The 25,019-nt window shown below is 55.9% G+C and carries 27 protein-coding genes and 2 pseudogenes; 18 read left to right on the top strand and 11 right to left on the bottom strand.

Annotation, left to right across the window (positions count from 1 at the left end; translation table 11 throughout):
* Positions 1-110 precede the first annotated feature (110 nt).
* Positions 111-314: a hypothetical protein gene (locus tag P0119_09690; GenBank protein ID MDF0666324.1), complete on the bottom strand. Its 204-nt coding sequence runs from the start codon at positions 312-314 to the stop codon at positions 111-113.
* The gene (locus P0119_09685; GenBank protein ID MDF0666323.1) at positions 311-529 is read right to left on the bottom strand and encodes a hypothetical protein; all 219 of its coding nucleotides are present in this window, start codon (positions 527-529) and stop codon (positions 311-313) included. Before P0119_09685 ends, P0119_09690 begins: the two co-directional genes overlap by 4 nt.
* Between P0119_09685 and P0119_09680 the strand changes: the two genes are divergently transcribed.
* Both P0119_09680 and P0119_09675 read left to right on the top strand, forming a co-directional pair.
* Positions 528-782 (top strand): AbrB/MazE/SpoVT family DNA-binding domain-containing protein, encoded by a 255-nt coding sequence (locus P0119_09680; protein MDF0666322.1) that lies wholly within the window; start codon positions 528-530, stop codon positions 780-782. The genes P0119_09685 and P0119_09680 overlap by 2 nt on opposite strands.
* A complete protein-coding gene (locus P0119_09675) occupies positions 770-1,099 on the top strand; it encodes a type II toxin-antitoxin system PemK/MazF family toxin (protein MDF0666321.1) in 330 nt (109 codons plus the stop codon). The genes P0119_09680 and P0119_09675 overlap by 13 nt, the downstream gene beginning before the upstream one ends.
* A gap of 489 nt (positions 1,100-1,588) precedes the next feature.
* Here P0119_09675 and P0119_09670 read toward each other — a convergent pair whose 3' ends face one another.
* The gene (locus tag P0119_09670) at positions 1,589-1,744 is read right to left on the bottom strand and encodes a hypothetical protein (GenBank protein MDF0666320.1); all 156 of its coding nucleotides are present in this window, start codon (positions 1,742-1,744) and stop codon (positions 1,589-1,591) included.
* A gap of 29 nt (positions 1,745-1,773) precedes the next feature.
* Here P0119_09670 and P0119_09665 point away from each other — a divergent pair, with 29 nt between their 5' ends.
* A complete protein-coding gene (locus tag P0119_09665) occupies positions 1,774-2,355 on the top strand; it encodes a hypothetical protein (GenBank protein ID MDF0666319.1) in 582 nt (193 codons plus the stop codon).
* A gap of 26 nt (positions 2,356-2,381) precedes the next feature.
* On the opposite strand, the gene P0119_09660 is transcribed toward P0119_09665, so the two are convergent.
* The 4 genes from P0119_09660 to P0119_09645 all read right to left on the bottom strand — a co-directional run bounded on the left by P0119_09660 (position 2,382) and on the right by P0119_09645 (position 4,655).
* Positions 2,382-2,564 (bottom strand): hypothetical protein, encoded by a 183-nt coding sequence (locus tag P0119_09660; protein ID MDF0666318.1) that lies wholly within the window; start codon positions 2,562-2,564, stop codon positions 2,382-2,384.
* Positions 2,565-2,568: 4 nt separating this feature from the next.
* On the bottom strand, positions 2,569-2,706 hold the full coding sequence (locus tag P0119_09655; protein ID MDF0666317.1) for a hypothetical protein: 138 nt from the start codon (positions 2,704-2,706) through the stop codon (positions 2,569-2,571).
* A gap of 199 nt (positions 2,707-2,905) precedes the next feature.
* The gene (locus tag P0119_09650; GenBank protein ID MDF0666316.1) at positions 2,906-3,118 is read right to left on the bottom strand and encodes a hypothetical protein; all 213 of its coding nucleotides are present in this window, start codon (positions 3,116-3,118) and stop codon (positions 2,906-2,908) included.
* 7 nt (positions 3,119-3,125) lie between these two features.
* Positions 3,126-4,655, bottom strand: a complete 1,530-nt coding sequence (locus tag P0119_09645) for a YifB family Mg chelatase-like AAA ATPase (GenBank protein MDF0666315.1) — start codon at positions 4,653-4,655, stop codon at positions 3,126-3,128.
* A 344-nt stretch (positions 4,656-4,999) separates the two neighbouring features.
* On the opposite strand from P0119_09645, the gene P0119_09640 reads away from it, so the two are divergent.
* A complete protein-coding gene (locus P0119_09640; protein ID MDF0666314.1) occupies positions 5,000-5,440 on the top strand; it encodes a hypothetical protein in 441 nt (146 codons plus the stop codon).
* Positions 5,441-5,576: 136 nt separating this feature from the next.
* Positions 5,577-5,813, top strand: coding sequence for an Lrp/AsnC ligand binding domain-containing protein (locus P0119_09635; protein MDF0666313.1), 237 nt, complete (start codon positions 5,577-5,579; stop codon positions 5,811-5,813).
* On the opposite strand, the gene P0119_09630 is transcribed toward P0119_09635, so the two are convergent.
* Entirely contained in the window at positions 5,810-6,799 is a 990-nt protein-coding gene (locus P0119_09630) for a Gfo/Idh/MocA family oxidoreductase (GenBank protein ID MDF0666312.1), read from the bottom strand. The two genes, P0119_09635 and P0119_09630, sit on opposite strands and share 4 nt — an antisense overlap.
* 133 nt (positions 6,800-6,932) lie before the next feature.
* Here P0119_09630 and P0119_09625 point away from each other — a divergent pair, with 133 nt between their 5' ends.
* Positions 6,933-7,733 (top strand): dienelactone hydrolase family protein, encoded by an 801-nt coding sequence (locus P0119_09625; GenBank protein MDF0666311.1) that lies wholly within the window; start codon positions 6,933-6,935, stop codon positions 7,731-7,733.
* A 98-nt stretch (positions 7,734-7,831) separates the two neighbouring features.
* Positions 7,832-8,725, top strand: coding sequence for a hypothetical protein (locus P0119_09620; protein MDF0666310.1), 894 nt, complete (start codon positions 7,832-7,834; stop codon positions 8,723-8,725).
* 133 nt (positions 8,726-8,858) lie between these two features.
* On the opposite strand, the gene P0119_09615 is transcribed toward P0119_09620, so the two are convergent.
* Positions 8,859-9,296, bottom strand: coding sequence for a DUF423 domain-containing protein (locus P0119_09615; GenBank protein MDF0666309.1), 438 nt, complete (start codon positions 9,294-9,296; stop codon positions 8,859-8,861).
* Between the two features lie 193 nt (positions 9,297-9,489).
* Here P0119_09615 and P0119_09610 point away from each other — a divergent pair, with 193 nt between their 5' ends.
* The 7 genes and pseudogenes from P0119_09610 (at position 9,490) to P0119_09580 (ending at position 17,807) form a co-directional block, all read left to right on the top strand.
* The gene (locus tag P0119_09610; protein ID MDF0666308.1) at positions 9,490-9,948 is read left to right on the top strand and encodes a polymer-forming cytoskeletal protein; all 459 of its coding nucleotides are present in this window, start codon (positions 9,490-9,492) and stop codon (positions 9,946-9,948) included.
* A 300-nt stretch (positions 9,949-10,248) separates the two neighbouring features.
* Positions 10,249-11,892, top strand: coding sequence for an FAD-dependent oxidoreductase (locus tag P0119_09605; GenBank protein ID MDF0666307.1), 1,644 nt, complete (start codon positions 10,249-10,251; stop codon positions 11,890-11,892).
* A gap of 38 nt (positions 11,893-11,930) precedes the next feature.
* Entirely contained in the window at positions 11,931-12,674 is a 744-nt protein-coding gene (pxpB, locus tag P0119_09600) for a 5-oxoprolinase subunit PxpB (GenBank protein ID MDF0666306.1), read from the top strand.
* Entirely contained in the window at positions 12,661-13,425 is a 765-nt protein-coding gene (locus tag P0119_09595) for a LamB/YcsF family protein (protein MDF0666305.1), read from the top strand. The genes pxpB and P0119_09595 overlap by 14 nt, the downstream gene beginning before the upstream one ends.
* Positions 13,426-14,197: 772 nt before the next feature.
* Entirely contained in the window at positions 14,198-15,772 is a 1,575-nt protein-coding gene (locus tag P0119_09590) for a hypothetical protein (GenBank protein MDF0666304.1), read from the top strand.
* Positions 15,773-15,786: 14 nt separating this feature from the next.
* A complete protein-coding gene (locus tag P0119_09585) occupies positions 15,787-16,839 on the top strand; it encodes a C1 family peptidase (protein ID MDF0666303.1) in 1,053 nt (350 codons plus the stop codon).
* Positions 16,840-17,018: 179 nt separating this feature from the next.
* A pseudogene (locus P0119_09580) lies at positions 17,019-17,807 on the top strand (IS5 family transposase).
* A gap of 64 nt (positions 17,808-17,871) precedes the next feature.
* Here the strand turns inward: P0119_09580 and istB are convergent.
* Both istB and istA read right to left on the bottom strand, forming a co-directional pair.
* The gene (gene istB / locus P0119_09575; GenBank protein MDF0666302.1) at positions 17,872-18,654 is read right to left on the bottom strand and encodes an IS21-like element helper ATPase IstB; all 783 of its coding nucleotides are present in this window, start codon (positions 18,652-18,654) and stop codon (positions 17,872-17,874) included.
* Complete coding sequence (gene istA / locus P0119_09570; GenBank protein MDF0666301.1) at positions 18,651-19,919, bottom strand: IS21 family transposase; 1,269 nt, start codon at positions 19,917-19,919, stop codon at positions 18,651-18,653. The genes istB and istA overlap by 4 nt, the downstream gene beginning before the upstream one ends.
* A gap of 141 nt (positions 19,920-20,060) precedes the next feature.
* Here istA and P0119_09565 point away from each other — a divergent pair.
* The 4 genes and pseudogenes from P0119_09565 to P0119_09550 all read left to right on the top strand — a co-directional run bounded on the left by P0119_09565 (position 20,061) and on the right by P0119_09550 (position 24,839).
* Positions 20,061-20,360: pseudogene (locus P0119_09565) on the top strand (transposase).
* A gap of 536 nt (positions 20,361-20,896) precedes the next feature.
* Entirely contained in the window at positions 20,897-21,493 is a 597-nt protein-coding gene (locus P0119_09560) for a hypothetical protein (GenBank protein MDF0666300.1), read from the top strand.
* A complete protein-coding gene (locus tag P0119_09555; protein ID MDF0666299.1) occupies positions 21,486-22,712 on the top strand; it encodes a caspase family protein in 1,227 nt (408 codons plus the stop codon). Before P0119_09560 ends, P0119_09555 begins: the two co-directional genes overlap by 8 nt.
* A gap of 27 nt (positions 22,713-22,739) precedes the next feature.
* Positions 22,740-24,839 (top strand): tetratricopeptide repeat protein, encoded by a 2,100-nt coding sequence (locus tag P0119_09550; GenBank protein ID MDF0666298.1) that lies wholly within the window; start codon positions 22,740-22,742, stop codon positions 24,837-24,839.
* Positions 24,840-25,019: the final 180 nt, after the last annotated feature.

Here is a 25,019-nt window from a genome sequence, read left to right as displayed (position 1 = left end):
TCTCCGATTGATTAGAAGGAAAGCTTACAATAAGACTCCTAGATAAATCGGCGGGAGCTTACCCTTTTCCATTTAGGAAATCACGCCCTCAGTCGTTAGAACCCAATGGCTTACGGCCGATGAGAGACCCGATAAGCGTCACCCGTCAATACCATGCGCTTTAAGCGCGAATTGGGTAATGACACCTCGCCCACCAGATCACCCACCGTGCGCAAATGGTCTTCAAGATGGTGGATCGCAAACGACCCGTCTGCGTTCCGGCGCACATGAGCCGCATGAGACTGGCAATGTTCTTCCAGAATGCGGGTCCTCATCTCAGGCTCCCTCGACGAATCCCACCCTCCACCGGCCCAGCCACCCTTCGGAGTTCTCCGTATTTGCCGGATTGCTCCACATCCTCATCGGTTCCCCCACATCCGTACACCTCGCTCTTGTTCAGCCACAGATTCCTCGCGATGTTCTTGACACAGAGCCGACACCCAATGTAATTACTCCGTAGCCACATCGTCTTGAATGGGGCCTTGTCCATGAAAACCAAGATCGTACCCATCGGCAACTCTCAGGGTATCCGCATCCCAAAATCCGTTCTCCAGCAGTGTCATCTGGACGGTCCCGTGGAGATCGAGATCCAGGGCAATCAACTGGTGGTACGTTCCACATCACGGCCCCGTAGCGGATGGGACGAGGCCTTTCGCGCCATGCACAAGACCGGCGACGATCGACTCCTCGACCAAGAGCGCTCCTCCCCTTCGCAATGGGATCGCGATGAATGGCAATGGTAGTCCGTCGCTTCGAGGTCTATCTCATTCGCCTCGATCCGACCCAAGGCCGAGAAATTCGAAAGACCCGTCCTTGCCTGATCATCTCGCCCGATGAAATGAATCGGCACATCGACACGGTGATCGTGGCACCTATGACGACCAAAGGGCGCCCGTATCCGACTCGCGTGCCTGTTCGCTTTCACCGCAAGACGGGGCAGATTGTGTTGGATCAACTTCGCACCGTGGATAAAGCTCGCCTGATCAAGCGCATGGGCGCGATCGACCAAGCTGCCGCCGACCGCGTGCTGGCTCTCCTCGCGGAACTGTTTGCCCCCTAATCTGCTGCGTTGCACCTGATCATCTCCCATTCTGATTCCCACGTATCCCTCCCGCCAACGGTTCGTTGGAGGGTAGACCATGTTGAAGCGAACGGTTCCACAGTGATGCCTCTAGGCTTGCTGGTTGCTGCGGATTTCATCTCAAACTCCATTCACCCACTAGGCAGAGGCACTTGATGACTGCGCGCAACTGGTCTTCCAGTTCATGAATCGCAAACGACCCGTCGTCGTTTCGCCGCACATGAGCAAGCCAGTCTGTCATGTTTGGATCACGAAGCAAGATTGGGAATCCAACAAGGATTCTCGTTGGTAGACGGGCCAGATCATACAACCGCCCTTTCGTGCCGGGAAGAAGCAAACGTCGGAGTTGTACTTATTGGCCAGAGTTCCCACATTGCCCGGACCACACTCGCCCGCCGGCTTTGCCTTTTCTCTTGCTTCCTGTACAATCGCGCCATGGCCTTCGATCCCGCCAATCCGCCTATCTGGCTACGCAAACTCCATGCGAGCGCCGCTCAGATCAATCCCACAGACTATCCCGTTTCCGCAACCGAGGGCATCCTCGCCGTTTGTCGTCTGTCGAGCGCCCAACATCGCTGGATATCGGCCCTCCGTGGCGCCATAGAGGAATCCGATTGCACTCACCCGGTTATCCCTCACTCCTAATTCATGTCATGACTCAACCCGAGGGTTTTCAAAACGACTACCTCGCGGTAGTGGAGTTAGCCCATCGCGCCCTGTCCTCAACAGAAGCGCCCTACTGTGTCATCGGAGCGTTAGCCCTTGGTGTCTGGGGAACTCCACGTGCCACGTACGATGTCGACTTTCTTATCCTCGCTCAATGCAACGATCCCCAACCGTTCCTCAGTCTGCTGAGTACAGCCGGATTTGCGATCAACAAGCCATGGCACGATGCCAATCCGATGGCTCGTGAAGTCGTCCTACGACTCGCGCATCCCACTGCCCCTCATTTTCCCGTTGACCTGGTCTTTTCGCTGAGCCCATTTGATCGCGCGGTGCTCGATCGGCGACGAGCTGTCGATTTTCATGGCTTGACGATCTGGATGAGCTCGCCAGAAGATCTCGTTCTCTTGAAATTGCGAGCGAGCCGACCACGAGACTTTGACGACGTGATCAGCATCGTCAAGAACTCGCGCCTGCAGATGGATCTTCCCTACCTCTGGAACTGGGCGGAGCGGCTTGGACTTCAGGGCGAATTGCAGTATGTCTTCCATGCAGCCAACGCCGAGAGGTGACCGGTCGATCCGTGTCGGCTCCAGCCTCACCATGCTCCGGTCCTCCGACCGCCGCTTCCATCGAGCGGCGCGAACGGCACCGCGGGGTTGAACTTGTTCACTGGGTTCAGTGGATTATCCGGATTGTAATGGTTCACGGGGTTGAACGGATTGTTGGGGTTGTATTGGTTGATCGGGTTGACCGGATTGCCGGGATCATGTTTGTTCACCAGATTAAACGGATTGTCCGGCCGACTCGAGCGCTTTCAGATCGCGCCTCACGGTTCGGGCATGGCGGGTATAGTCGGCGGGCAGCCGCTTGGGCAGTTCATCCAGCGTCACACCGCGCGGCGATTCCAGCAATCGAAGCACATGCCACTACCTGGTTACTTGGTCGTTGCGCGGCATCGATGAGTCTGTCGATCTGTCCGAAGAACACAGCACTCAGAGGGGATAGACTTTCCTTCGTATCACAAGCAGGCAATAGGCACGAAGGTATTTGTCGATTTGCGAGCGCAGGGCATAAACCGGATCGTGGAAAATCTGTACGGAGGCGAAGAGGCAGGTATGGTTAAGACTTCTTAATCCGATTCAGAATCAACGCGACACAGCCGCCCAACAATCCTCCGCCCATGATGGTCGTCAGCACCTCGACGAGTTTCAGCTCCCAGACGGACCCTTGAGCCTGCATGACCTCTCTGATGCCGCCTTGCACCATGATGACGGCCAGAGCCATCGTCGCTCCCACGACAAACCACCAGAGAAACACTTTTACCGATGCCACTGATGCCTCACACGTCAGGATTGCGATCGAATGAACGGTATTGAATAGCCTCCGCGATGTGGATGGCCTCAATGTTGTCAGAGTCAGCTAAGTCGGCAATGGTACGGGCGACGCGCAGGATGCGACCATGCGCCCGCGCCGACAGTCTGAGTCTGGTCATCGCTTGTTCGAGCAAGTCTTGGGCTGGTTGACCCAGGCCACAATACCGCTTTACCATCCGCGGCTTCAACTGGCCATTCGTGTAGATGCCGTCGCTTCGGTACCGCCGTCGTTGACGCTCGCGGGCCGCCACGACACGCGATCTGATCGCAGTCGATCCTTCGGGAGCAGGGAGTTCGGTGCGTAGTTCGCGCACCGGAACAGGCGGCACATCCAGGTGAATATCCAGCCGATCGAGCAGCGGCCCGGAGAGTTTCGCGCGATACCGACGAATCTGAGTGCCGGTACAAATACAGGGTCTGGTTCGATCCCCATAATATCCGCAAGGACAAGGATTCATCGCGGCAATCAACATGAATCGGGCAGGATATTTCAGAGTTCCGCTCGCTCTGGTCAAGATCATATGTCCGTCTTCCAACGGTTGCCGCAATCCCTCAAGCACACCTCGTTTGAACTCAGGGGACTCATCCAAAAACAGTACGCCGTTATGCGCAAGTGACACCTCCCCAGGCTTGGGAACGGTGCCTCCTCCCACCAGCCCGGCATCAGAGATACTGTGATGAGGAGCTCGGAACGGTCGTACAGCCAGCAACGGCCGATCGGGAGTCAGTTGTCCGGCTACGCTATGCACGCGCGTCGTTTCAATCGCCTCTTGCAATTCCAACAACGGAAGGATCGAGGGAAGTCGCCGTGCCAACATCGTCTTGCCGGAACCAGGAGGACCGACCATCAGCACGTTGTGTCCGCCGGCAGCCGCAATTTCGAGTGCACGCTTCGCATGCTCCTGCCCTCGAACGTCTGAATAGTCGTCGTCCTCCGTCGTCCTGGCTGATTCCAGCAAGTCTTGGTTCGAGCAAGTTGGAACAATGAGTTGGCTTCCCTTAAGAAACTCCACGGCCTCCGGAAGACTCCGGATCGGATAGGCGCTCACTCCTTCTATCAGCGCTGCTTCGGGGCCGTTATCGGCGGGCAGTAACAACTCGTATCCGGACCGGCAAGAGAGCGCAAACGACAAGGCTCCGGTGATCGATTTCACCCGACCGTCCAGAGAGAGTTCTCCGATCAAGACACGCTTGTCCAGCATGGCCTGAGGGATGACATCTTCGGCGACGAGAATCCCGACGGCGATGGCGAGATCGAGCCCCGAGCCCTCCTTTTTCACGCCGGCAGGAGCCAGATTCACGGTAATTCGTTTGGCAGGAAAGTGAAACCCGGTGTTTTTCAGCGCGGAGCGCACACGGTCTCGACTTTCCTTGACGGTCGCGTCAGGCAACCCGACAACCGAGAACTGCGGCAGGCCGCCGGCGATATCGACCTCCACATCAACGAGATGGGCATCCAGCCCGACGAGGGCCGCGCTCGTAACCTTGGCAAGCATGAAAATACTGCCTTTCCTACTCTAGACCGCGGCCAAACCGGGCGATTATAGGAAGTCTCTCAGGGGGTTTCAATAGAGTAACCGACTGCCGGATCTTCTCTAGCACCATTCTCACCGACTCTGTATAATCCCCGCCCATGTGCCTCTGGTTTCGCCCGGAGGGAGCCATCGCTTCGAATCGGTCACGATCCAACCGGACGCCTTACCCGCTCTTCGCCTCCATTCCGCTATCTATACTGATTTTTTTCGTCGTGACCAGTATTTCTCCATCCTCCGCGGAGAGCCGAATCCACGGGATTCAGGCTCAACACGCAAGAAGCGCCTCCCCCTTTGTTGGGTCGGCCATGGCCGTCCTCGCCACCCTTGAACAGGCGAGCGTGCTCCCACCGGAAGGCACCAAAGAAGCCGACCGCGTCATCAGGTCCGTAATCCAGTTCCAATCCGCGTTCAGTAAGAGCACCGATGCGTCGGTACAGGGTTTTCTGCGCGATGCCCTCACCAACAAATACGGCGAGGAAGCCACTCCCCTTCTCGAACGATTTCGCGCAAACGGATGGACCGCTGAAATATTGGAAGCGCTCGCGGACGCGGACCAGCGCACCTCTGCGGAAGAGCTGGAGCGGCTGGCAACCGGTCTTGGACAATTCAACCTATCGGTCGATGATTTCGAGCGATTCATGCAGCTCGTACGAGAGGGCCGGTCGGCGCTCACCGCGCGAGGACAAAGGTTTGAAGAGGTCTATGATCACCATCGAAAGGCAATGCCCGGGGCAGCGGGACGGTGAATCGACTGGCTCGTGAGGCGTGTCTTGCATCTCGCAACCACGACAAAGATATGACCGTTCTGAATCTGATTACGCATGACCCGCGCCTCGCGGCGAAGCGGGTTTTACGAACGTCCGAACCTACAAGGAGGGACACGTGGCAACAAGAGCCTACATTCTCATTAAAGTGAAAGCGGGAAAGACCAAGGACGTGGTCGGCGCGCTGAAACAAATACCCGGCGTGGAACAGGCTCACTCCTGTTTCGGCCGTCCAGACATTTTTGTCTTTATCAGCGTCCAGGATGAACGGGCGCTTTCCGATGTCGTCATCACGAAGATCCATGCCATCGACGGTGTCGAAGAGACGGATACTCACATCGTCGCTGAACCTTAGTGTGTAATGGGAAGGGTGACCGGCTTGCCGCCTGCTTGGGCCGACCGGTAACAGGCTTCGGCGATTTCCACGGCACGACACCCATCCTCCCCCGTGATGGGCATCGAGCAATTGTTTCGTACCGCCTGCAAAAAGGCGGTGAGAGCGGCAAGGACCGTCTGGGACGGAGGAGGGTCGGCGTGCATCGTCTCGACGCCGGCATCATCCACACAGCGAATTCGACGCTGAATCCAGTCGGCCTCCACGCGCCCCTTCGAACCGATCCATATCGCTCGACCGGCACGTGCCCCCAAAACTCGGGTGACTTCTATTCGGCAGGTCGTCCCCCCGATCGTGGTGAGATCAACCGAGGCTCTCGTTTCCGGCGCATGCGGGGGCTGCCGGTCCATCGTGCAACGCACGTCTTGCACCTCTTCACCGGTCATGAACCGAACCAGATCAAGCATGTGAACTCCGATTTCCAGCAGCGCACCCCGCCCCCCATAACCAGCGACATGATCGGGAGCTGTTTGTCGTAGCTCAATGTTGAACACTAGGTTCAATTGTTGCGAACCCCCGATACAGGGCTGGAGCATCTTCATGTGCTGGATCGTATTGTCGAATCGGAGGGTCTGCGCCGTCATCAGGGGCACATCAGCTCCACGGGCTAGGGCGACCATCGCATAGGCATCGGACGAAGTGGTCCCCAACGGTTTCTCAATCAGCATGGGTTTGCGGGCCTGGACCGCCAACCGACAGATCTCCAGGGCAAATATGGGAGGAGTGACGACAATGGCCACGTCGACCATGGGGTCGGCGATCAGCGACAGGGCCTCCCCATAGATCTTGACCGGCGGGGCTCCAGGTACATCGAACCCTTGCTCAGGATGTCGCCGGCAGACTGCGCTCAGAACAGCCGTCGGGAGGTCGCGCACGATGTGCTGCGCATAACGAAGCCCATGCCTGCCCACCCCGATCAACCCGACGCCGATGCGACCCTGATTCACGAGTCCCTCACAACTGATTCAGAGTAAAACGGAAGCATCGATCAGTCAACGCCGCTCATTTGACATTCCCGCAAGCGGCTTCATATAGTAACGCATGTTGAGTGCGATTCCCCTCCGATAAGACATTCCCGTCATGCCTACGACACACCGCGCCCTTTTTTCGTTAGAACAGATCGGAACAGGAACCGCGCGTTTCTCAAGCGGCGTGCCGATCCCTACGCGCACCGATCAAATGGTCGATCCCTACTTCAAGACCAAGGTGCCGAAGGAGCACCAAATCGATAGTCTCTTATTCTGGCCGCAACCACCGGGGACCTATCCAGGGCTCATCCTGCTGCATGATCGGTGGGGATTGACCGGCCAGATCAAGGATGTCGGCGCCCGCCTGGCCTGTGAAGGGTATGCAGTGATCATTCCGAATCTCTATGGACGGTTGGGAGGAATGGTCACCGCCGACGATGACGTCGCGGCCGCTCTGCTGGAACGTCAGAACGACGCCCATGTCATGACGGATATCAATTCCTGCTGTGAGTATCTCAATACACGCCACTTCACGAAGGGGAATATCCATGGAGTCGTGGGCTATGGAATGGGGGGATCCTATGCGCTCCGTTTCGCTTGCCATCGGAAACGGCTTCGCGCGGCCGTCTCGTACTACGGCAAGGCGGTCACTCCCAAAACATTGATGAAAGATCTTTTTTCACCGGTGCTGTATCACCAAGCAGGAAAGGACACCTGGGCCACGCAGGACGACGTCGAACAATTGCGCGGCGCAGCGGCCGAATTTGCCAAGCGAGTTGAGATTCATCTCTATCCCGATGCATCTTACGCCTTCTGTAATGACATGAAGCCACAGGCCTATGACCCCGACAGTTCGGCCATCGCCTGGGAGCGAACTGCGAGCTTCTTGAAATCTTGCCTTCAAGGAACATGACCCGACGTAGACCGCCTCTTCGTTTTCAGACTCGCACAGATGTTGATGGTTCGAAAACCTCCGGCCATCGACGAGGTCGCAGCCGGTGTCGTCCTACGATGACCGGTTTCTTCCTGTTCGTGGGGCTGTCAATTCTCACGCTGTCACCCACATTCGCTGAAGAACGAACGTCCCCGACGTTGCTGGCCCAACAAGTCGTTCAGCGTGCCGACCAGTTCGCTCCGATCGATTCGGACGAGAAAGCCATGACCCTATTCACCACCGCCGTCGGCCCTGCTCTCGGCCTGAAAGATGCGGCAGGAATACTGGGGGCTAAACGTCTCCCAAGCAAAATGGTCAATGAGCTGAAGTTGGCTGAATTGTCCCAGTCGGTCTATGAGTTGATGGCGGCGCTGGCTACATGGCAGTTGGCCAATCCAATCCGTCAGGCTGTGGAGCCATCCGCTGTCCTGCTTCCACCTGCTGCTGCACGACAAGAGTGGTTGCGCGCTCGCAGTCGAAGCGCAGCGCTTTCAGATTTGCTCCGCATCACCCAGGAGGACCAGACCCTTCGAGCCTCTCAACCAACACCCGGTCCTCACAATACAGAACTTCTGTTGGCAGCCGAGCGCACGGCATTTGAATCCAGCCAACAGGCCATCGCCGCTTGGTGGGAAATCTATGGCTGGAAGGACCGCATTAGGCAGACGAAAGGCCGGGCTCGCCTCTGTGGGACTTGGCAGTGGACCATTCACAATCACCAGCACCACGAAGAGCAGAAAAACACGCTGGTCTTTCCTCCCGATGGACAGGTCCCGTCCACTATTCCCGCACTGTCGGAAATGATCATTCTTGGCGACAGCATTTACTTGCGCTGGGAGCAGAACGGGCACATGCAAGAAGACAGTTTACTGTTCATCAAGGACAATACGAAGATCGAAGGGTCTTTTGTGAACAACATGGGAGGATGGGGAGCCATCAGCGGCAAGCGTACGGCGGCCTGCAAGCCCTAGGCAGGATGTTGAAAAAGTCCTCCAGCTTCGTTCTCACGTCGCTCAGAGGCTCAACGTACCGAAGCGTACGCCTCGCCGCTTCGCTTGCTGCGGCCTTGCTGGAAGGCCTTTTTGAACATCTTGCTCGTCTTTGTTAACAGATTCTCCCACGCCAGGCGCGCCAAGCCAGCAAGCCCCAGCCGACAATGAATAACGTGCCTCCAATCGGTGTCACAGCTCCGAGCCAGCGCACTCCCAACAACGACACGCCATAGAGACTCCCGGAGAACAAGAGCGTCCCGGCCAGAAACATCCACCCGGCTTTGACTGCTCCGGCATCGCGCCAGCTGCGAGCAGCAAACCCGCTCAAGATCATGCCGAAGGCGTGATACATCTGGTACCGGGTCGCTGTCTCGTAGACGGCCAGCATCGGCTGATCCAACATGTCCTTCAGCATATGGGCCCCGAAGGCGCCGGCTGCGACGCCAACTCCGGCGCTGATACAACCGATACACAGTACCCACCGAGACGATGCCTCGCCATCCATCCTGTCCGGCTCCCTGAACCACCGGTTGCGGAACGGTCGGATCATACGCGATCCAGGCCGAATACTCCATCGCATGAAAGAGTTCGGACAACACGCGAGATCAGGATCCATTCTCTACCAGGAAAAACCTTTCCGCGCTCCTCATGCCTCATTTCCAAAATCAGCCTTTGATTCTTGCTTCTGACTCCTGTATGGTGAGCTTTTATTGCTCTTGAAACCACTCCGAAAGAGGATCATCATGTGGGACAAAAAGCGAGGCGAGATGGACCCGGATAACGGAAATTTTACCGTTTTAGGGAAGGATGTCACATTTAAAGGCATCGTCCACTTTCACAGTACCGTTCAACTCGATAGTGCCATCGAAGGAGAAATCCACGCCAAAGGAATGTTGGTCATCGGCGAAAATGCGGTGGTCCGTGGTTCGATTATCGCCGAGACTGTTGTGAGCAGAGGAAAGATCCATGGCAACGTGAGTGCCACCAGCAAGATTCAACTGCTCAAGTCCGCCGTCCTGCTCGGGGATGTCTCCTCTCCGTCGTTTTCAATGGAAGAAGGTGCGTTCTTCAAAGGATCGATCGACATGGGTTCCCATCCGGTGGTCGATGAACTGCAACAATCGACCATGGTCCTACCAGATTTTTCACATCGACTCAGTTCATCGCGACCTGTGCTGATTGAAAGTGAACGAGGGAACTGACGCTCCCGCTTGGCCATCTTGCTGGATCAAACCCTCGCCTCGCCGACGATTCCGAAGACCTCCTCGACCTCGTGGCCTTTATCATCACATTCCCCATGCCGATGGAAATAGGTCGCACGCTTCTCTGTGTCGAAAAGGGAGTGATTGGAAGCTTCGGATTAGGCGATCGATCAACGGCTTCGCGACGGCAGCCCAGCTGCAGCCATCGGTAACAGCAACCTCCATCTCTCCTCTTTTCACCTCCACCTCCCTTCTGTAAGATACCCACCCTCGGTTGGCCGCCAACCGGAAGAGGGCTCGATGGCTCGAAGCGCTGCATTCCGTTCATTCACTCGATTGATGGCGACGGCCATGTTGGCCGAGAGTCGAGGGTGTTCGAATGCCGATGCTGCCGGAACGCTCCAAGAAGCCACTCAGGCCAAGTTTTCTCCCACGATTTCCCGACGCCAATTTCTGCTCGGCGCTGGGGTGACCGGCGCAACCTTCGCTCTCGGAACGATCACGGGGTTTCCGCTCCGCATCGCCGATGCCAAGCCACTCCCCTCCTCCCTCTCCATCGGTATCGTCGGTGCAGGGCTTGCCGGATTGGCTTGCGCCGATACACTCAAGGCCCGCGGCATCTGGACTTCCATCTACGACGCAGCCACGCGGACCGGCGGCCGCTGTTGGTCGTTACGAGGCTTCTTCCCTGGTCAGGTCGCAGAACGAGGCGGCGAGCTCATCGACAATTCGCACAAGACTATGCTGGGCTACGCCAAACGATTCGGCCTGGCTCTGGAAGATGTGAATAAACAGCCAGGCGAGGTCTTCTACCATTTCCTGGGACAACGGTATTCAGAGGGCGCGATTGTGGCCGAATTTCGTGATTTCGTATCGGTGATGCGGAGGGACCTCAATCGCCTGTCCCGAGAAGTCACGGCCCGCTCTCACACACCCGATGATGTGGCACTGGACCGTACGGATCTGCTGGCCTATCTGGAAGGGCGGAACGGAGCCGGAGTCCCAGCTGGCCCCTTGGCCAAGGCAGCCATTGTGGCAGCCTATGAGGCAGAATATGGACTTGCCGCAACAGAACAGAGCTGCCTAAATTTTCTCTTATTCATTCACGCCGACAACCGTTCGACCTTCACCCCGTTCGGCGGCAGCGACGAACGCTATCATCTGCTGGACGGCAACGCCCGCATCGTCGAAGGACTGACTCAGAACCTCGCCGGTCAGCTCACATATGACAGCCGGCTGGTGCGCGTCCGTCGCCTGAGCGACAGCCGCATCGAACTGACGTTCCAGCTAGGCAGCCGCACCGTTGCCAAGACGCACGATATCGCCGTGCTGGCCATCCCCTTTACCATGCTCCGCCAGGTGGATCTGGATGAAGGCCTCGAACTCCCTCCCGCGCAACGCGCCACGATTCAAGGACTCGGCTACGGCACCAATGCCAAGTTGATGATCGGCTTTTCCAGTCGACCGTGGCGCGGGTTGGGAGGGAACGGAACTGTCTATGCCGATCTTGCGAATGTACAGACGACATGGGAAACCAATCCGTCACGGGGCACAGAGACCAGAGGCATACTGACCGACTATTCCAGCGGTGCTCGAGGTGCAGGTTTGAACCAGCATATGGTCCAAACAGAAGCTCGGCGATTCTTGCAAGACTTGAATCTCGTCTACCCTGGAGCGCTCGGAGCTGCGCCCCTGGTGCAGGGACAGTACCTCGCGCATCTTGAACATTGGCCGGCGAATCCTCTGATGAAAGGCAGCTACACTTGTTACCGTCCCGGCCAATTTACGACCATGGGTGGTCTCGAAGGTGTTCCGGCAGGCAATTTGTTCTTTGCCGGCGAGCACACCAACTCGTTCTACGAATGGCAGGGATTCATGGAAGGGGCAGCACTTTCCGGTATAGCCGCTGCCCAATCCATCCTGGCCACAGTCAAGACTCGTTGATGTCTGTTCTGTGATTCCGTGGCTTGGTGCCCTAGCTCATGCCTCCATCCAATCAGGCAAGAGGTCGAAGTCGAACCTCTAAAGACATGTTCCGCATCCTACCGCTTGGCGACTCTGCCATCACGATCGAATTCGGCAACCAGATCGATCCGTTGATCAACGCACACGCCATCTCATTTGGAGAGACGGTCGCCGATCAAGGGTGGGGCGGCATCCTGGACATCGTGCCCACTTATCGGTCAGTCACCGTTTTTTTCGATCCACTTCAGTGGAGTTTGCCTGTAATGACCCGGAAACTACGCAGACTGCCTCGACCCAGTCCAAACGAAACGGGATCGAACGGCACCGCCCATGAAGTCCCTGTCTTGTATGGTGGGGAATGGGGACCTGATTTGGAGGAGGTCGCAGCATTCGCCGGGCTGCGACCGGCAGATGCGATCGCATTGCACACATCGATGCCCTATCGTGTCTATATGCTCGGGTTCAGTCCTGGTTTTCCTTATTTAGGTCCGATCCCTGAACGTTTGGCCATGCCTCGCCGCTCGACTCCTCGTGCGAAAGTGCCAGCTGGATCCGTCGGCATTGCCGACCGCCAAACCGGCATCTATCCCAGCGCTACACCTGGTGGATGGCGACTGATCGGCCGTACACCGCTCGTCATCTATCGCAAGACCGGAGTGACTCCCTTCCTATTGAAGCCAGGCGACCTGGTCCAATTCAGACCCATCAACCGGAACGAGTTCGATCGTCTGCGCCATGAGACACAGGATGACGACCATTGATTTGAACAGCGACATGGGTGAGTACGACAGCGAGGAGTTCCTGGCACTCGAAGCCCAACTTATGCCGCTGATCACCTCGGTGAATATCGCTTGTGGCGTACATGCCGGCAATCCCACGCTCATGCGCCGCACCGCCAGGTTAGCCGCGCAGCACGGAGCTGCAATCGGAGCACATCCAGGTTTTCCTGACGCCGAGGGTTTCGGACGGCGTGACTACCAGGTCTCTCCGCTGCAAGTCGAATCACTGGTGACCTCACAACTGAAGATGCTTGTCGACGTGCTGGCATTGGATCATCTGACCGTCACCCACGTGAAGCTTCATGGCGCGCTCTATAACTTGGCGTCGAGAGATCAGACAATCGCAGATGCCGTTGCGCAAGCAATCGCCTCGTTCAACCGACACCTCTTCCTCTTCGTCCTTGCCGGATCAGTCTTGGTTGAGAGTGGAAAGAGTACCGGTTTGACCATCGTTCAGGAAGCCTTTGCCGACCGAGCGTACCGATCGGACGGTTCATTAGTGCCACGCTCTCAACCAGACGCTCTCCTCAAGACCGAACAGCAAGTTTGTCGGCAACTGCGCCAGATCCTGTCAGGCTATGTCACGAGCATTGAGGGTCAACGCGTCGCCCTGCATGCCGAAAGTCTGTGCATTCACGCCGACACACCGCAGGCAGTTGAATTCGTCCGGCTCGTCCGAAACGAGATCGAATCAGCGGGCATCGGCATCGCCCCGGTATCCATCGCGAAATGAATCGGCCATCGACCCACATCATCGTGGTCAAAGACAGGTAGCTCTACAGAGCGCAAGACCTGGGGCGATACGGCGATCAGCAATGCGGCGAGTCCGCCCGCCATACCAAGCTTCGCTTGAGCCGCCGCGTTCGATCGCGTCGCGACGGAGAGGTCTGTTGCCTTCGACTCCGCATGTTGGCTTGTCACAGCGGCGAATCCACGATGGTAGCAGAAGTGCTCACGCATAATATGGGCTAGTTGAGCAAGAGCGGGTTGCGCCTCAAAAAGGCCCTGATCTCGCCGGCTGGAATCAGAGCCAGCGGCCGAGTGTGCCCGCTCCAGTTAGCCCTTCTCACAGAATCCTGCGACATCGCTCCTCGGCAGCTTCCTTTCTCGCAACACCGTAGCCCATCCGGGCTTGCCGTGTTGCACCTGGAGTTAGAACTCAAGGTTTTCATCAATGTGCTTCCAAGTACGGTACGGGAAAATGGTGGTTCGGTCCGCCTGTCGTTCCGAGGAGGTACCATGTATCCATTCAGATACTCCCTGAATCGAAAGAGATTCACTTATGAGGCTTTTACGTACGAGGCAGCAGCGCAATGCCCGAGAATTCTCACGGACTCATCGTGGTCCGCTCCTTGCTGAATGAGTAAGCACTGAGCTGCGGAATTCGACGAACATGTGGCCGAGATACCAGGCTGATCACCTTTGGGATCAGCCTGAGCATCAAGACCTGACTGAAAGCTTGAGTCTCCATGGTCAATAACTTATTCCTTTGAAAGGATCTCTTCATGAAGTCTCTAGCGCCCTATCTCTTCCTCCTTATCACGCTTCTGCTGGCGGCGTGCTCTAATCAACACATCATTACCGGTGAACCTCTGGTCTACGGGATTGGCCCTCCCAATCAAGGGCAGATGCTCGACCGCGATACGACAGACACGACGAACACTACATCGGTGACTCCACACAAGGGTGAAATCATCTCCCTGGTTCTCAATAACGCCTTCATCAAGTATCTGAAGGAAGTCGGCAGCCCCCACGTGCTGGTCTATGCTCAAGTTTTTGACGATGGCACAGACAATGTCGACACCGCTGTGACAAAGGTGCTCTATAACGAGAGAAATTCACCAGCGGGTGTGAACTTGGGCTTAGCTGATCGTGTACTCTACGGACCGACTCCGTTCAAAGGCTTTCCCCTACGGATCAAACTGGCAATTGTGGAGCTTGATAAAGAGGAGAAGGAGTTAGCTTCAAAGATCATTGATACTGTGGGCACAACCGCAGCCGCTGCAAAGCCTGAAGCAGCGCCAGCCATCGTAGTCGCAGTGGACATTGCCAAGGCCATCAACGCCATGAACGAAGACGATTTCGAATTGCGCTTTGATATGACCTTATACCCTGTAAGTGCCATCGGCAAGGCTTCCACAGGCAATGACGCCCTCGACAAGGTCCATGAGCCTGTTCAGCGCCATGATAAAACCGTGACCATGGTATCACCTTTGCGCACAGGATCCTATGCCATCATGAAACGTGAATTGGAAGAGCGATTCACCACATGGAAGCGGTTCAGCAAATTGATGGATGCACCCCGCCCGGAAGCCAGTGTCTTCGATATGGACTATTCACAAGAGTACTTCATTGCAGAATACATTGGTGTCGATGGAAAAAAATACTATGCGAACGAAATCTTGCGCTACGAAGGGGGCTATCTCTATCGCATCATCACCGAGATCAAGGATGCGGAGTCGGGAAGCGTTAAGGATCGCGCTCTGGTCCGACTTCGGACAGGCCCCAACCGCACTGTCGACTTTTCCATCGCAACAGGCATTCGCCAGCGGTTCACCGATCGCACCCATGTAGTGCTTTCCATAGTAACCGGCCTACCCCTTGGGTTAGAACCAGAGGCACTCAAGGCCGCCTCTGAGCGCGAGGTCCGCCAATTGACCAGGTTACTGGATAATCCGTCCCACGCCTCTCTCAGTCAACGGATTGGTCCGGAAGTGGACGCTATAGCAGCATCTCTCAAATCTGTACTTGAACAGCGACGCATAGCGGCAGAAGCAACGCGTCGTGTCGGTCGCGACCCTTCGTTCAGAACATCGCCGGATTATGCACTGTTCTGGTCACAACAGATTGCCCTACTCACTGACCCCAAGGACTCAGTGCCTCGCCGAAACGCCGAAGCAAAGAACGCCGCTATTCTCGAAACGTTGGCCGAGATCATTGTGAACTTGCCGATCCTTAGTGCCTCTAACCCCGCTCAAATGGATGCTCTACATAAGCTCACGTCCACCGATCTGGAAAAGATGGAAGGTAGTCCAGGCATCTTCCGATTAACACACCAAGGCAAGACTAAATTTCGATAAGAGGAGGCTTTACCATGGGGAAGAAAGGTTCTGGGTTGAAAGCGGGTGGAGGTCCTATTGTGCCGCGAGCCGGTGGCGGTGTCATCATTTCTCGCGCAGGAGGTGGTCCCATCACTCAGCGTGGCACAAGCTCAACAATCATCCCTAGAGTCAGGGGTGGTGGCATTATTCTTAGGGCCGGTGGTGGCCCTGTCATCCCCCGCTCAGGTCGGCGTCAATTTGCCGGCGGGTGGCAAGCCGACATCCCAGACTTTCGTGACCAGGCACTAGATACAGACGAGTTCCGGCAACCATTAGAAAGAGCGAACGCACTTCTGGTCTCGAAATCTTCGGCCAAGATTCCGAGTCGGATAGATAACCGGCAATATTGCTCACCGATAGAAGACCAAGATACTCTCGGCTCCTGTACCGCACATGCCGTAGTCGCCATGCTGGAATACATGATGCGACGTGGCCTCGGTGAACACACCGACCTCTCTCGCCTCTTCCTATATAGGGTCACCCGCCGCCTTCTAGGCTGGACCGGAGACACTGGTGCCCACATTCGGACTACGATCAAGGCTGCGGCAGGTTTTGGTGTGCCCCCTGAACAATATTGCCCCTATGACATTAGTCGCTATGAAGACGAGCCAGACGCATTTCTTTATAGTTATGCGGATAACTTTAGGGCGATCAAATATGCGCGCCTCGACCCTTACAATGCCACAGGCAAACAGACGTTGGATGCGGTCAAACGCGCACTGGCAGCTGGTTTTGTGGTGAGCTTTGGGTTCCCGGTTTACAGCTCTATGACAGAATCGCCATATGTGCCCTATCCTACGACTAAGGACAAGTTGCAAGGCGGCCATGCCATCCTGGCTGTGGGTTATGACGACAACCTCGTGATTGAAGACAATGTTGGTAAGACGACGAATGAAGGTTGCCTAATCTTTCGAAACTCTTGGGGCGATAAATGGGGTGAGAATGGCTACGGTTACCTGCCCTACGAATACGTCGAGGACGCACTAGCCGTAGATTTCTGGACAGTATATAGATCCGAATGGCTTGCGGATGGAATGTTTTCATGATCCAGACGCTCTGACACTGAAGTCCAATATATGAATGAGTGCTTATACCGGAGGAAATATGAGCATGCGGAGCGCCAGATTATCTCTGCCTCTAGCAGGCTGCGGAAAAACTCTTGCGTTCCCCTATCTCCCTGGGGTAGTACATAGAAATAACTAGGATATTGGCAGGGAGGTTCAGGATGCGCGGTCAGGATAGCCAACAAGCTGGGCTGCTCAGTTATCTGTCGCCGGAGGAGCGTGTCCCGGCGACGCACCCGTTGCGGCCCATTCGGCAGTCTGTGGACACCGCGCTGACGGCATTGTCCCCCAAGCTGGAGCAGCTCTATGCCCGGACTGGTCGTCCCTCGATTGCCCCAGAGAGACTGCTGCGAGCCCTCTTGCTGCAGGTGCTCTACCGCCTCCGCAGTGAGCGGCTCTTGATGGAGGAGTTGCAGTACAACCTGCTGTTCCGCTGGTTTGTCGGGCTGGATCTGGACGCGCCGGTGTGGGACGTGACGGTCTTCACCAAGAACCGGGACCGTTTGTTGGAGGGCGAAATGGCCATGGCATTCTTCAAGCAGGTCTTGGCCCAAGCCAAGGCCCAGGGCCTCTTGTCCGATGAACACTTCACGGTGGATGGGACGCTGATCGAGGCCTGGGCGGGCCAGAAGAGCTTCAAGAAGACGGCGGAGCCGGCACCGACCCCGCCAGCGGATGACCCGGGCAATCCCAGCGTGGACTTCCGGGGCGAGCGGCGGACCAACGCGACGCACGCCTCGACGACCGACCCGGAGGCCCGGCTGTATAAGAAGGCGGCGGGCCAGGAGGCGAAGTTGTGTTTTCTGGGCCATGGGCTGATGGAAAACCGCCACGGCTTGGTCGTCAACGCCACGGTGACGCGGGCGACGGGGACGGCGGAGCGGGAGGCGGCGCTGGCCTTGGTGGATGCGCAGGCGCCCACCGGACGCATCACGCTGGGGGGCGATAAGAACTCTGACTGTCAAGGGTCATCCAAATTGCCCCAGTTATGGTCATCGAAAATTCCCCACCCCGTTAGGTTGTCGTTGACGCTTCTTCGACCCGCACAAGTCCGGCTTTGAGTTTCTCCTTCAGCCGGTAGGAATGGCCCCGGATGTTGATGGTGATCGCGTGGTGGAGCACCCGATCCAGGATCGCAGTCGCCAGCACCCGGTCGCCAAACACCTCGCCCCAAGCCCCGAAACTCTGGTTACTGGTCAAAATCATCGGCCCCTTCTCATAGCGGCGTGAGATGAGCTGAAAGAACAAGTTGGCCCCGGTGCGGTCAATGGGCAGATAGCCGATCTCATCAATGATCAGCAACCGGGGAATGGTATAGAGCTTCAGCTTGTCCTCCAGCCGATTCTCCGTGAGCGCCCGAGTCAGCGTAGCGATCATGGCGGCGGCTGTCGTGAACAACACCCGATAGCCCTGGGCAATGGCTTGCAGCCCTAGCCCGATGGCCAGGTGGCTTTTGCCCACACCGGGCGGCCCCAAGATCACGACATTCTCGCCGTGCTCGATGAAGTGGCAGGTCGCCACCTGCTGAATCTGCTTCTTATCCAACGAAGGCTGGTAGCTGAAGTCGAAGACCTCCAGACTCTTGACGAATGGAAATCGCGCCAAACTCGTCCGCATCGCAATGTTCTTCGCGGTCTTGGACGCGACTTCTTCGCCGAGCACCTGGTCGAGGAAGTCGGCATAGGGCAGCTCCTTGACGGCCGCTTCTTGTAAGAGGGCCTCCAGCCGCTCCCGACTCTTCAAGAGCCGTAGGCGCGTGAGTTGGTCACGGAGCCGTTCCAGTTGCGCCGCGTTCATGGCCGCCCCTCCTGCGACGCCGTGCGCTCACACACCGCCTCGTACCAGGCCAGATCCCGCACTTCGACCTCCGGCAAGGCATCGGGGCGAGGGGACCGATCGCTCACCGTGGACCGACGGTGGCGGGCGAGACGCGCACTGGCTCCAGGGCCGTGCTCGGGCTGGATTCGGAATTGGTGCTGGCCCGGGAGCACCGGGTGCGTCGCGATCTCTTGGTCACGGTGAAAGATGTGGACCGTGTCCCCCCGTCGTTGCACTTCAACCCGCTGACCAATGAGCCGGAAGGGCACGGAGTAGCGGTTCGTCGCCAGGCTGACCAAATAGTCCTCGGCCACGATCCGTGAGACGCGCGCCTCCTGCTGGAAGGCGCGCTGGTCCGCCAGCGGGACCAGGTGGTTGCGTTCTCGCGCAAACCGGACGAGTGGCTCCTCATGCGTCGTGCCATGGATGCGGCGGTCGGCAATTGTCGCGGTCCATTCGTCAAGTTGGGTTTGAAAGTCCACCAGATCGACAAACGTTCGTCCCGGCAGAAAGTTCCGTTTCAGATATTTCACGCCGGATTCGACCTTACCCTTGGTCTGGGCCCGATAGGGCCGACACACGCGCGGCTCAAAGCCCCAATAGTCGGCGAAGGCTTTGAAGGTGGGATTCCAGAGCCGCCGCCCCGTCTCATCCGCATAACAGACGGTTCGCGGTCGGTCATACAGATGCTCTCGCGTGTGGCCACCGAAATGCGCAAAAGCCCGTTCATGGGCCTCGAGAAACTGCGCCAGCCGCTCATCGGCACAGGCGTAATAGAACCCACGTCGGCTGAACCCCAACGTCAACACGAACACGTGCACCACCGTCGGGCCGGCGCGGAAGGGCACGGTGGCTTGGCCCCAATCAATCTGACTCTGCTGGCCCGGCGGTGTCTCAAAGCGGAGGAGGGCCCGCTCCGCCTGCAGCTGACCCTCACGCAGCGGCGCCACCCCTCGCTTCACCGTCTCATAACTGCCGATGTACTCGTGGCTCGCTCGCAGTTCCTGATAGAGAATCCGCGCCGAATAATTAACCTGCGACGCACGGGTCCGCACAAAGTCGGCATGGGCGGTCAGCAGCGTCTCCGTCATCGCCGCTCGGCGATAGGGTTGCCACGTCGTCTGCTGCAGACTGCGCCGCACGGTCTTCCGATCCAGGTCCAACCGCCGCGCAATCCCTGAAATGGATCCCCGCTCTTCATGACGCAACCGTCGAATCTCCGCCCACCGCTCTTGATCCACCATACATACCTCCCGAGTGTGGTCTACCTGGGACGGTATGATCGTTGTCTCCTTGCTATCGTCAAGTTCCATCACATCCCTCCTTCGGTGAGAGGGTGGGGAGAATTCATTGACCACATCTGGGGATTATTGCATGACCGCTGACACTCTGACACGGCCGCGTTCGTGGACGCGTTGCGGGAGCGACAGGTCACGCCTCATGTGGCGCAACACAAGGCGGGGCGGACAAGTGCCATCGACGGCCGGACCACGCGGCACCCCGGCTATGCCGTCAGTCAACAGAAGCGCACACGCGTGGAAGAAGTCTTCGGCTGGTTGAAGACCGTCGGCTTAATGCGCAAGGTCAAACTGCATGGCGTCCAACGAGTCGGCTGGCTGTTCACCTTCGCCGTGGCGGCGTACAACCTGGTGCGAATGCGCAATCTCATGGAGGTCGCGACATGAGCCGACACGGGTCCACCGCATGCCGCGTGGCCCACAGCGAGCGTCCACGGTGGGACACTCCCTCACGGATGCGCGGCGATGGCTCGGGCAAGTGGATTTGGGGGCATCGGTCTCATTCAATCCGGGTTTTTCCGCAGCCTGCTAGTGTTTCCCAATTATTATGTCCGGAGAACTCTGGTGGATCGCGATGGAGAAGCAGCACCGGTGGAAATTTGGCCACTATCTAGACTGACCAGTCCGCTAACGCCAAAGTCGCAGAGAGGAGCAGGTACCTGAAACACCGCCGGTGTTCCTGAAGTCAATAGCATGCCTGACACCAAATGTACAAATAAATGGAAGGCCTACCGTTCCGCACAAGTTCGGAAGAAAAGAGATCATAGTGCAAGGGCGGAGGATAAAATCTTGTCGTTCTTTCACTTGATTGACTTGCGGAAAGCGCTTAGTTACAGTACTCGCCAATTAAACCGGTCGCCCTATCCAAATGATAAATATCTCGTCACATTAGTCCACCTTAGCAACGTGCATGGAGCAGGTTCATGCCGTACCGACTGATATTCTCCGAGCCTGACGAGCATGGAACAAAGGCGATAGGGGAAAATGTTTTTCTCGACAATCTATCCAGAGATTTCAAAGTCTATCTCCTTTATTTTTCAGGCGCCGTACCGGACGAAGAACTCGAAGCCAGGCTTAGGAGTTTGGGCAACGCCACGGGAAACAACCTGTTTGTGAACATCGGCAGGTTGTCCGATCCGAACTACAAATCGATTCAGAAGAAGTTTGGGATAAAGCCTCTGCCCGTCTTGGTAATGACCGGCATCGAGGAGTTGGCTTCCGCAAGATCCGAAGCCGCGACCGCCTATGTCCGTCTGGACAGCAAAGCCTTGCTTCATTCTCCTGATGCCACGATCGAATGCGTGCAGAGATTATTCAATCTCTATATCGGTGGGAAAATTGCCGACGCAATGCGAGAAGGTAAGCGTGATCAATTTCTGGCTCGATTGAAACAGATCGTCCTCGCTCCCTTGAAGGGTATTAAAGCCTTTGTCGCCGAGCGCGATATTTCCGTTTCCGTAATCGATGGCACTCTCAGACTGCAGCGTGGCGAAGCACAATCGATAAGGTCCAATGCTTGAAGGCACGCGTCGCGCCGTTATTGTTGGAATCAATAAGTACAAGAACCCGGGCATCCCGGAGTTGATGGGTGCGGAGAATGATGCTCGGGAACTGTATGAGCGTCTTGGCAATCGCGACATCGGCAACTTCCAGATTGCAGAGGATCACTATTTGCCCGGTGATGAAGCGACGGCCCAGCGCATCCGCAAAGCCATCAGCGACGTTTTCTGGAATACCGATGATCCTTGCGATCTTGCGCTTTTCTATTTTTCTGGGCATGGCCTGGTTTACGGCGGTGACGAAGGCTACATCGCCCCCTACGATTTTTCCAAAACAGACCCTTTCGTTTGTGGTGTGAGCATTCCGGAATTCAAGCGTGTGGTATCCAGGTCTACTGCCAGTTCGGTGATTATTATTCTGGATTGTTGCTATAGCGGTGTGGCAACAAAAGGCGAAAAGGCCATCGCGGACTACAGAACCGCGTATGAATCCACCTTGGAAACCCTGTCCGGGGAGGGCCGAATCATTTTTGCCTCAAGCAGCCCTGACCAAACATCTAGGGAAATCATCCAGCGACACATCAATGAAGAGGAGCCTCATGCTCACGGGGCATTTTCATACCACCTGATACAGGGACTTGACGGCAGTGCGTCCGACGAGGCAGGTGTCATCAACCTGCGGATGCTGGAGACCCATCTCGAAACACAGTTCAAGTACAATCAAAAGCAAACCCCCAGGTTCTTCAGGGAAAGCAGCAATCTCGGAGCAATACAGATTGCCGTCGCAACCGAGAAATACAACCGAAACATGCGCGACAAGATCGAGAACGCGCTGGATAACCTCGCGCGAAAGGACTTTGCGGGATTGTTTCGAGCTGTGAAGGATGTCGACAGCTTGTTAAACGTGAATGGGAAGCACAAGGAGGGTCTCGCCCTTAGGACGAACTGCCAAACGAGCCTGGATGCTTATAAAAGTCAGATGCAAAAATGGCTCTCAGATAATATTCTCGATCTTAATGGTCAGCTCCGATTCGTGTACAACGAGCTTGATAGCCTCGTAGACAGGCTTGACTTCGCTGTGACGGCTAAACTGGAAGGCCGGGATGGGACCTTGATTACATTGCTCAGCCGAGCTGTAACTTCGGAAATAACCAAAGAACAGTTCGTGACCAAGTGCAGGCCCTACGACAACACCGAGAGCCGGCAGCAGACCATCAGCCGTTCAGCGGCCGCAGGCTAATGTTGTCCTGGTTGGGATCGACTTTTCATGGCGTTTAACGAGAAAGCTGACCAGTTAGTGCAGCAAGGCAATGTTCATTTCGAGAAGAAGGAATGGACTGAAGCTCAGCGCTACTACGACGAAGCCATTATTATTGACCCCGATAACTTTGATGCCTGGTACAACAAGGGGCTTGTGTTTTCGCGCCTTGAAAACTATGAAGAAGCGCTCAAGAACTATGGCCGTGCTGCGGAAATGCGCCCGGCTGAACCCGATGTCTGGTTGGCCAGAGGCGATGCGTTCATCAAGTTGAGCAAACCGAATGAAGCGCTCAAGTCCTACGAGAAAGCTCTCGAAATCGATTCGCATGCACCAAACGCGTTGCACGGGAAAGCGATAGCGCTGCATAACCTGGGACAGTACGACAAAGCGATAACCTTTTACGATAAGCTGCTCACCACTGAGCCTGGCAACAAGTATGCGTGGCGGAACAAAGGACTTATCTTCTCGAATCTCAAGAAATATGAAGAATCGCTTGAGTTCTACGACAAGTCCATCGCTATTGATCCTGAGTATGCGCCAGTATGGGATGACAAAGCAGCTGCCCTGTATGCCCTCGAACGATCTGATGATGCGATCCGATGCAGTGATGTGGCCATTCGCATCGACCCCAAACGATCATCGTCCTGGATCAGAAAGGGTGACACGCTTTTTCAAAAGAAGGATTATCCCGGCGCATTGGAGTGTTATGAAGTCGTTGCCAATATCGATCAGAGTAATGTGTGGGCCTGGAGCAGTAAGGGCAATGAGTTACTGTCATTAGACCTAGATCAGGCACTGGTTTACTTTAATCGCGCGATTGCGAAAAACCCTGCATGGGCTTGGGCCTGGGAGGGTAAAGGATCGGCCTTGAGGAAATTGAACCGCCACCAGGAGGCGATCACAGCCTACGACAAAGCTATCGAACTGGACACAAACTATGCCGAGGCATGGCTGCATAAGGGCGATCTACTCTTCGAGTTCAAAAAATATGATGCGGCCATCGAACAATATCGAAAACTTACGGAGATTGATGCCAATTACGGTTGGATATGGATTGCCAAAGGCAATGCCCTGTTCGGGCTGACCCAGTACCAAGAGGCCATTAAATTGTATGACGAGGCGCTCAAGCATGATGGCAAGAATGTTGAGGCTTGGGGGAATCGTGGAGCTTGTTACGAGAACCTAGACAAGGTTGACGAGGCCAGAAACAGTTATGGCAAAGCCATCGCCTTGAAACCGGATTATTCCTGGGCCCTTTTGAGTCAGGGGAACCTTTTTTTCAACAAGGAGAAGAAATACGACAAGGCGATCGAGTTTTACGATAGGGCGCTTGAGGCGTCCAATAATGAAGAGGTCTGGGCCGCATCTAACAAGGCCGTTGCGCTTGCTAAGTTGGGTAAAGAGAAAGAGTCGCAGGAGCAACATCGCAGGACTATTCGGCTTGCCGAAGCCGTAATCGCAAAGAATTCGGATGACGTAGAAGCCTGGGCCGTCAAAGGTATCAGCTTAATGAGACTGAGGGAATTGGACGCTGCCGAATTCAGTTTCAAAGAGGCTGTGCGGATCAACCCTGAACACATCAATGCCCTAACTTACTTTTCGGAGTTCTACTCTGACTACAAGTTGGATTTTGCCGAAGGACTGAAGCGGTTGCAGAAGTTGAACAAGATCGAGAATAGCGTGAGCGCAAAAACCAATCTGGTTGAAATTCTGCTCAAGACGGGCCACTTTGACCAGGCAAGGACGCACGCCTTTCAAGCCTTGGAACATGCACAGATCTCGCAGCCTTATGCTTGTGTGCTGCGTTTTTTCGTTGCTGCATCATTTCTACTCGATCCGAGTCATTCAGATAATACGCAGCTCGATAATTTTTTGAACTACTATAGGGATGTGAATCCAAAAATCGGACCAGAAGACTGGACTTTCAGGGGGTTGATTTACGCTATTCAGAACTCGGAAGTGGCTCCGCATGCCAAATTCTTGCTGCTGACCATGATCGATTTCATACAGGGCCGGATCGACAGTCAAACACTTTCCTTTTTCCGAGAACCGCAAACAACCATTGGGGTCACACACCATCAGAGCGTCGAGTCTCTAGATGCGTGAACTCTCAGGATCCAAATTTCTTGACCGCTTCCGCTGCACTGTCGTCGACGATCTCACTCTGTGCAACCATCAACTGGATGGCTAACCGAACATTCTGCCTGCCTTCGTGGTCACCGAAATGGGAAGACATACTGGTGCCCTACGCGAAGTGGGTCACAATTAACCCTTCATCACTAATTC

This window comes from Nitrospira sp. (assembly GCA_029194665.1).
Classification (GTDB): domain Bacteria; phylum Nitrospirota; class Nitrospiria; order Nitrospirales; family Nitrospiraceae; genus Nitrospira_D.
The sequence above is the reverse complement of the archived record's forward strand: the minus strand, read 5'-3'. Positions and strand labels throughout refer to the sequence as shown.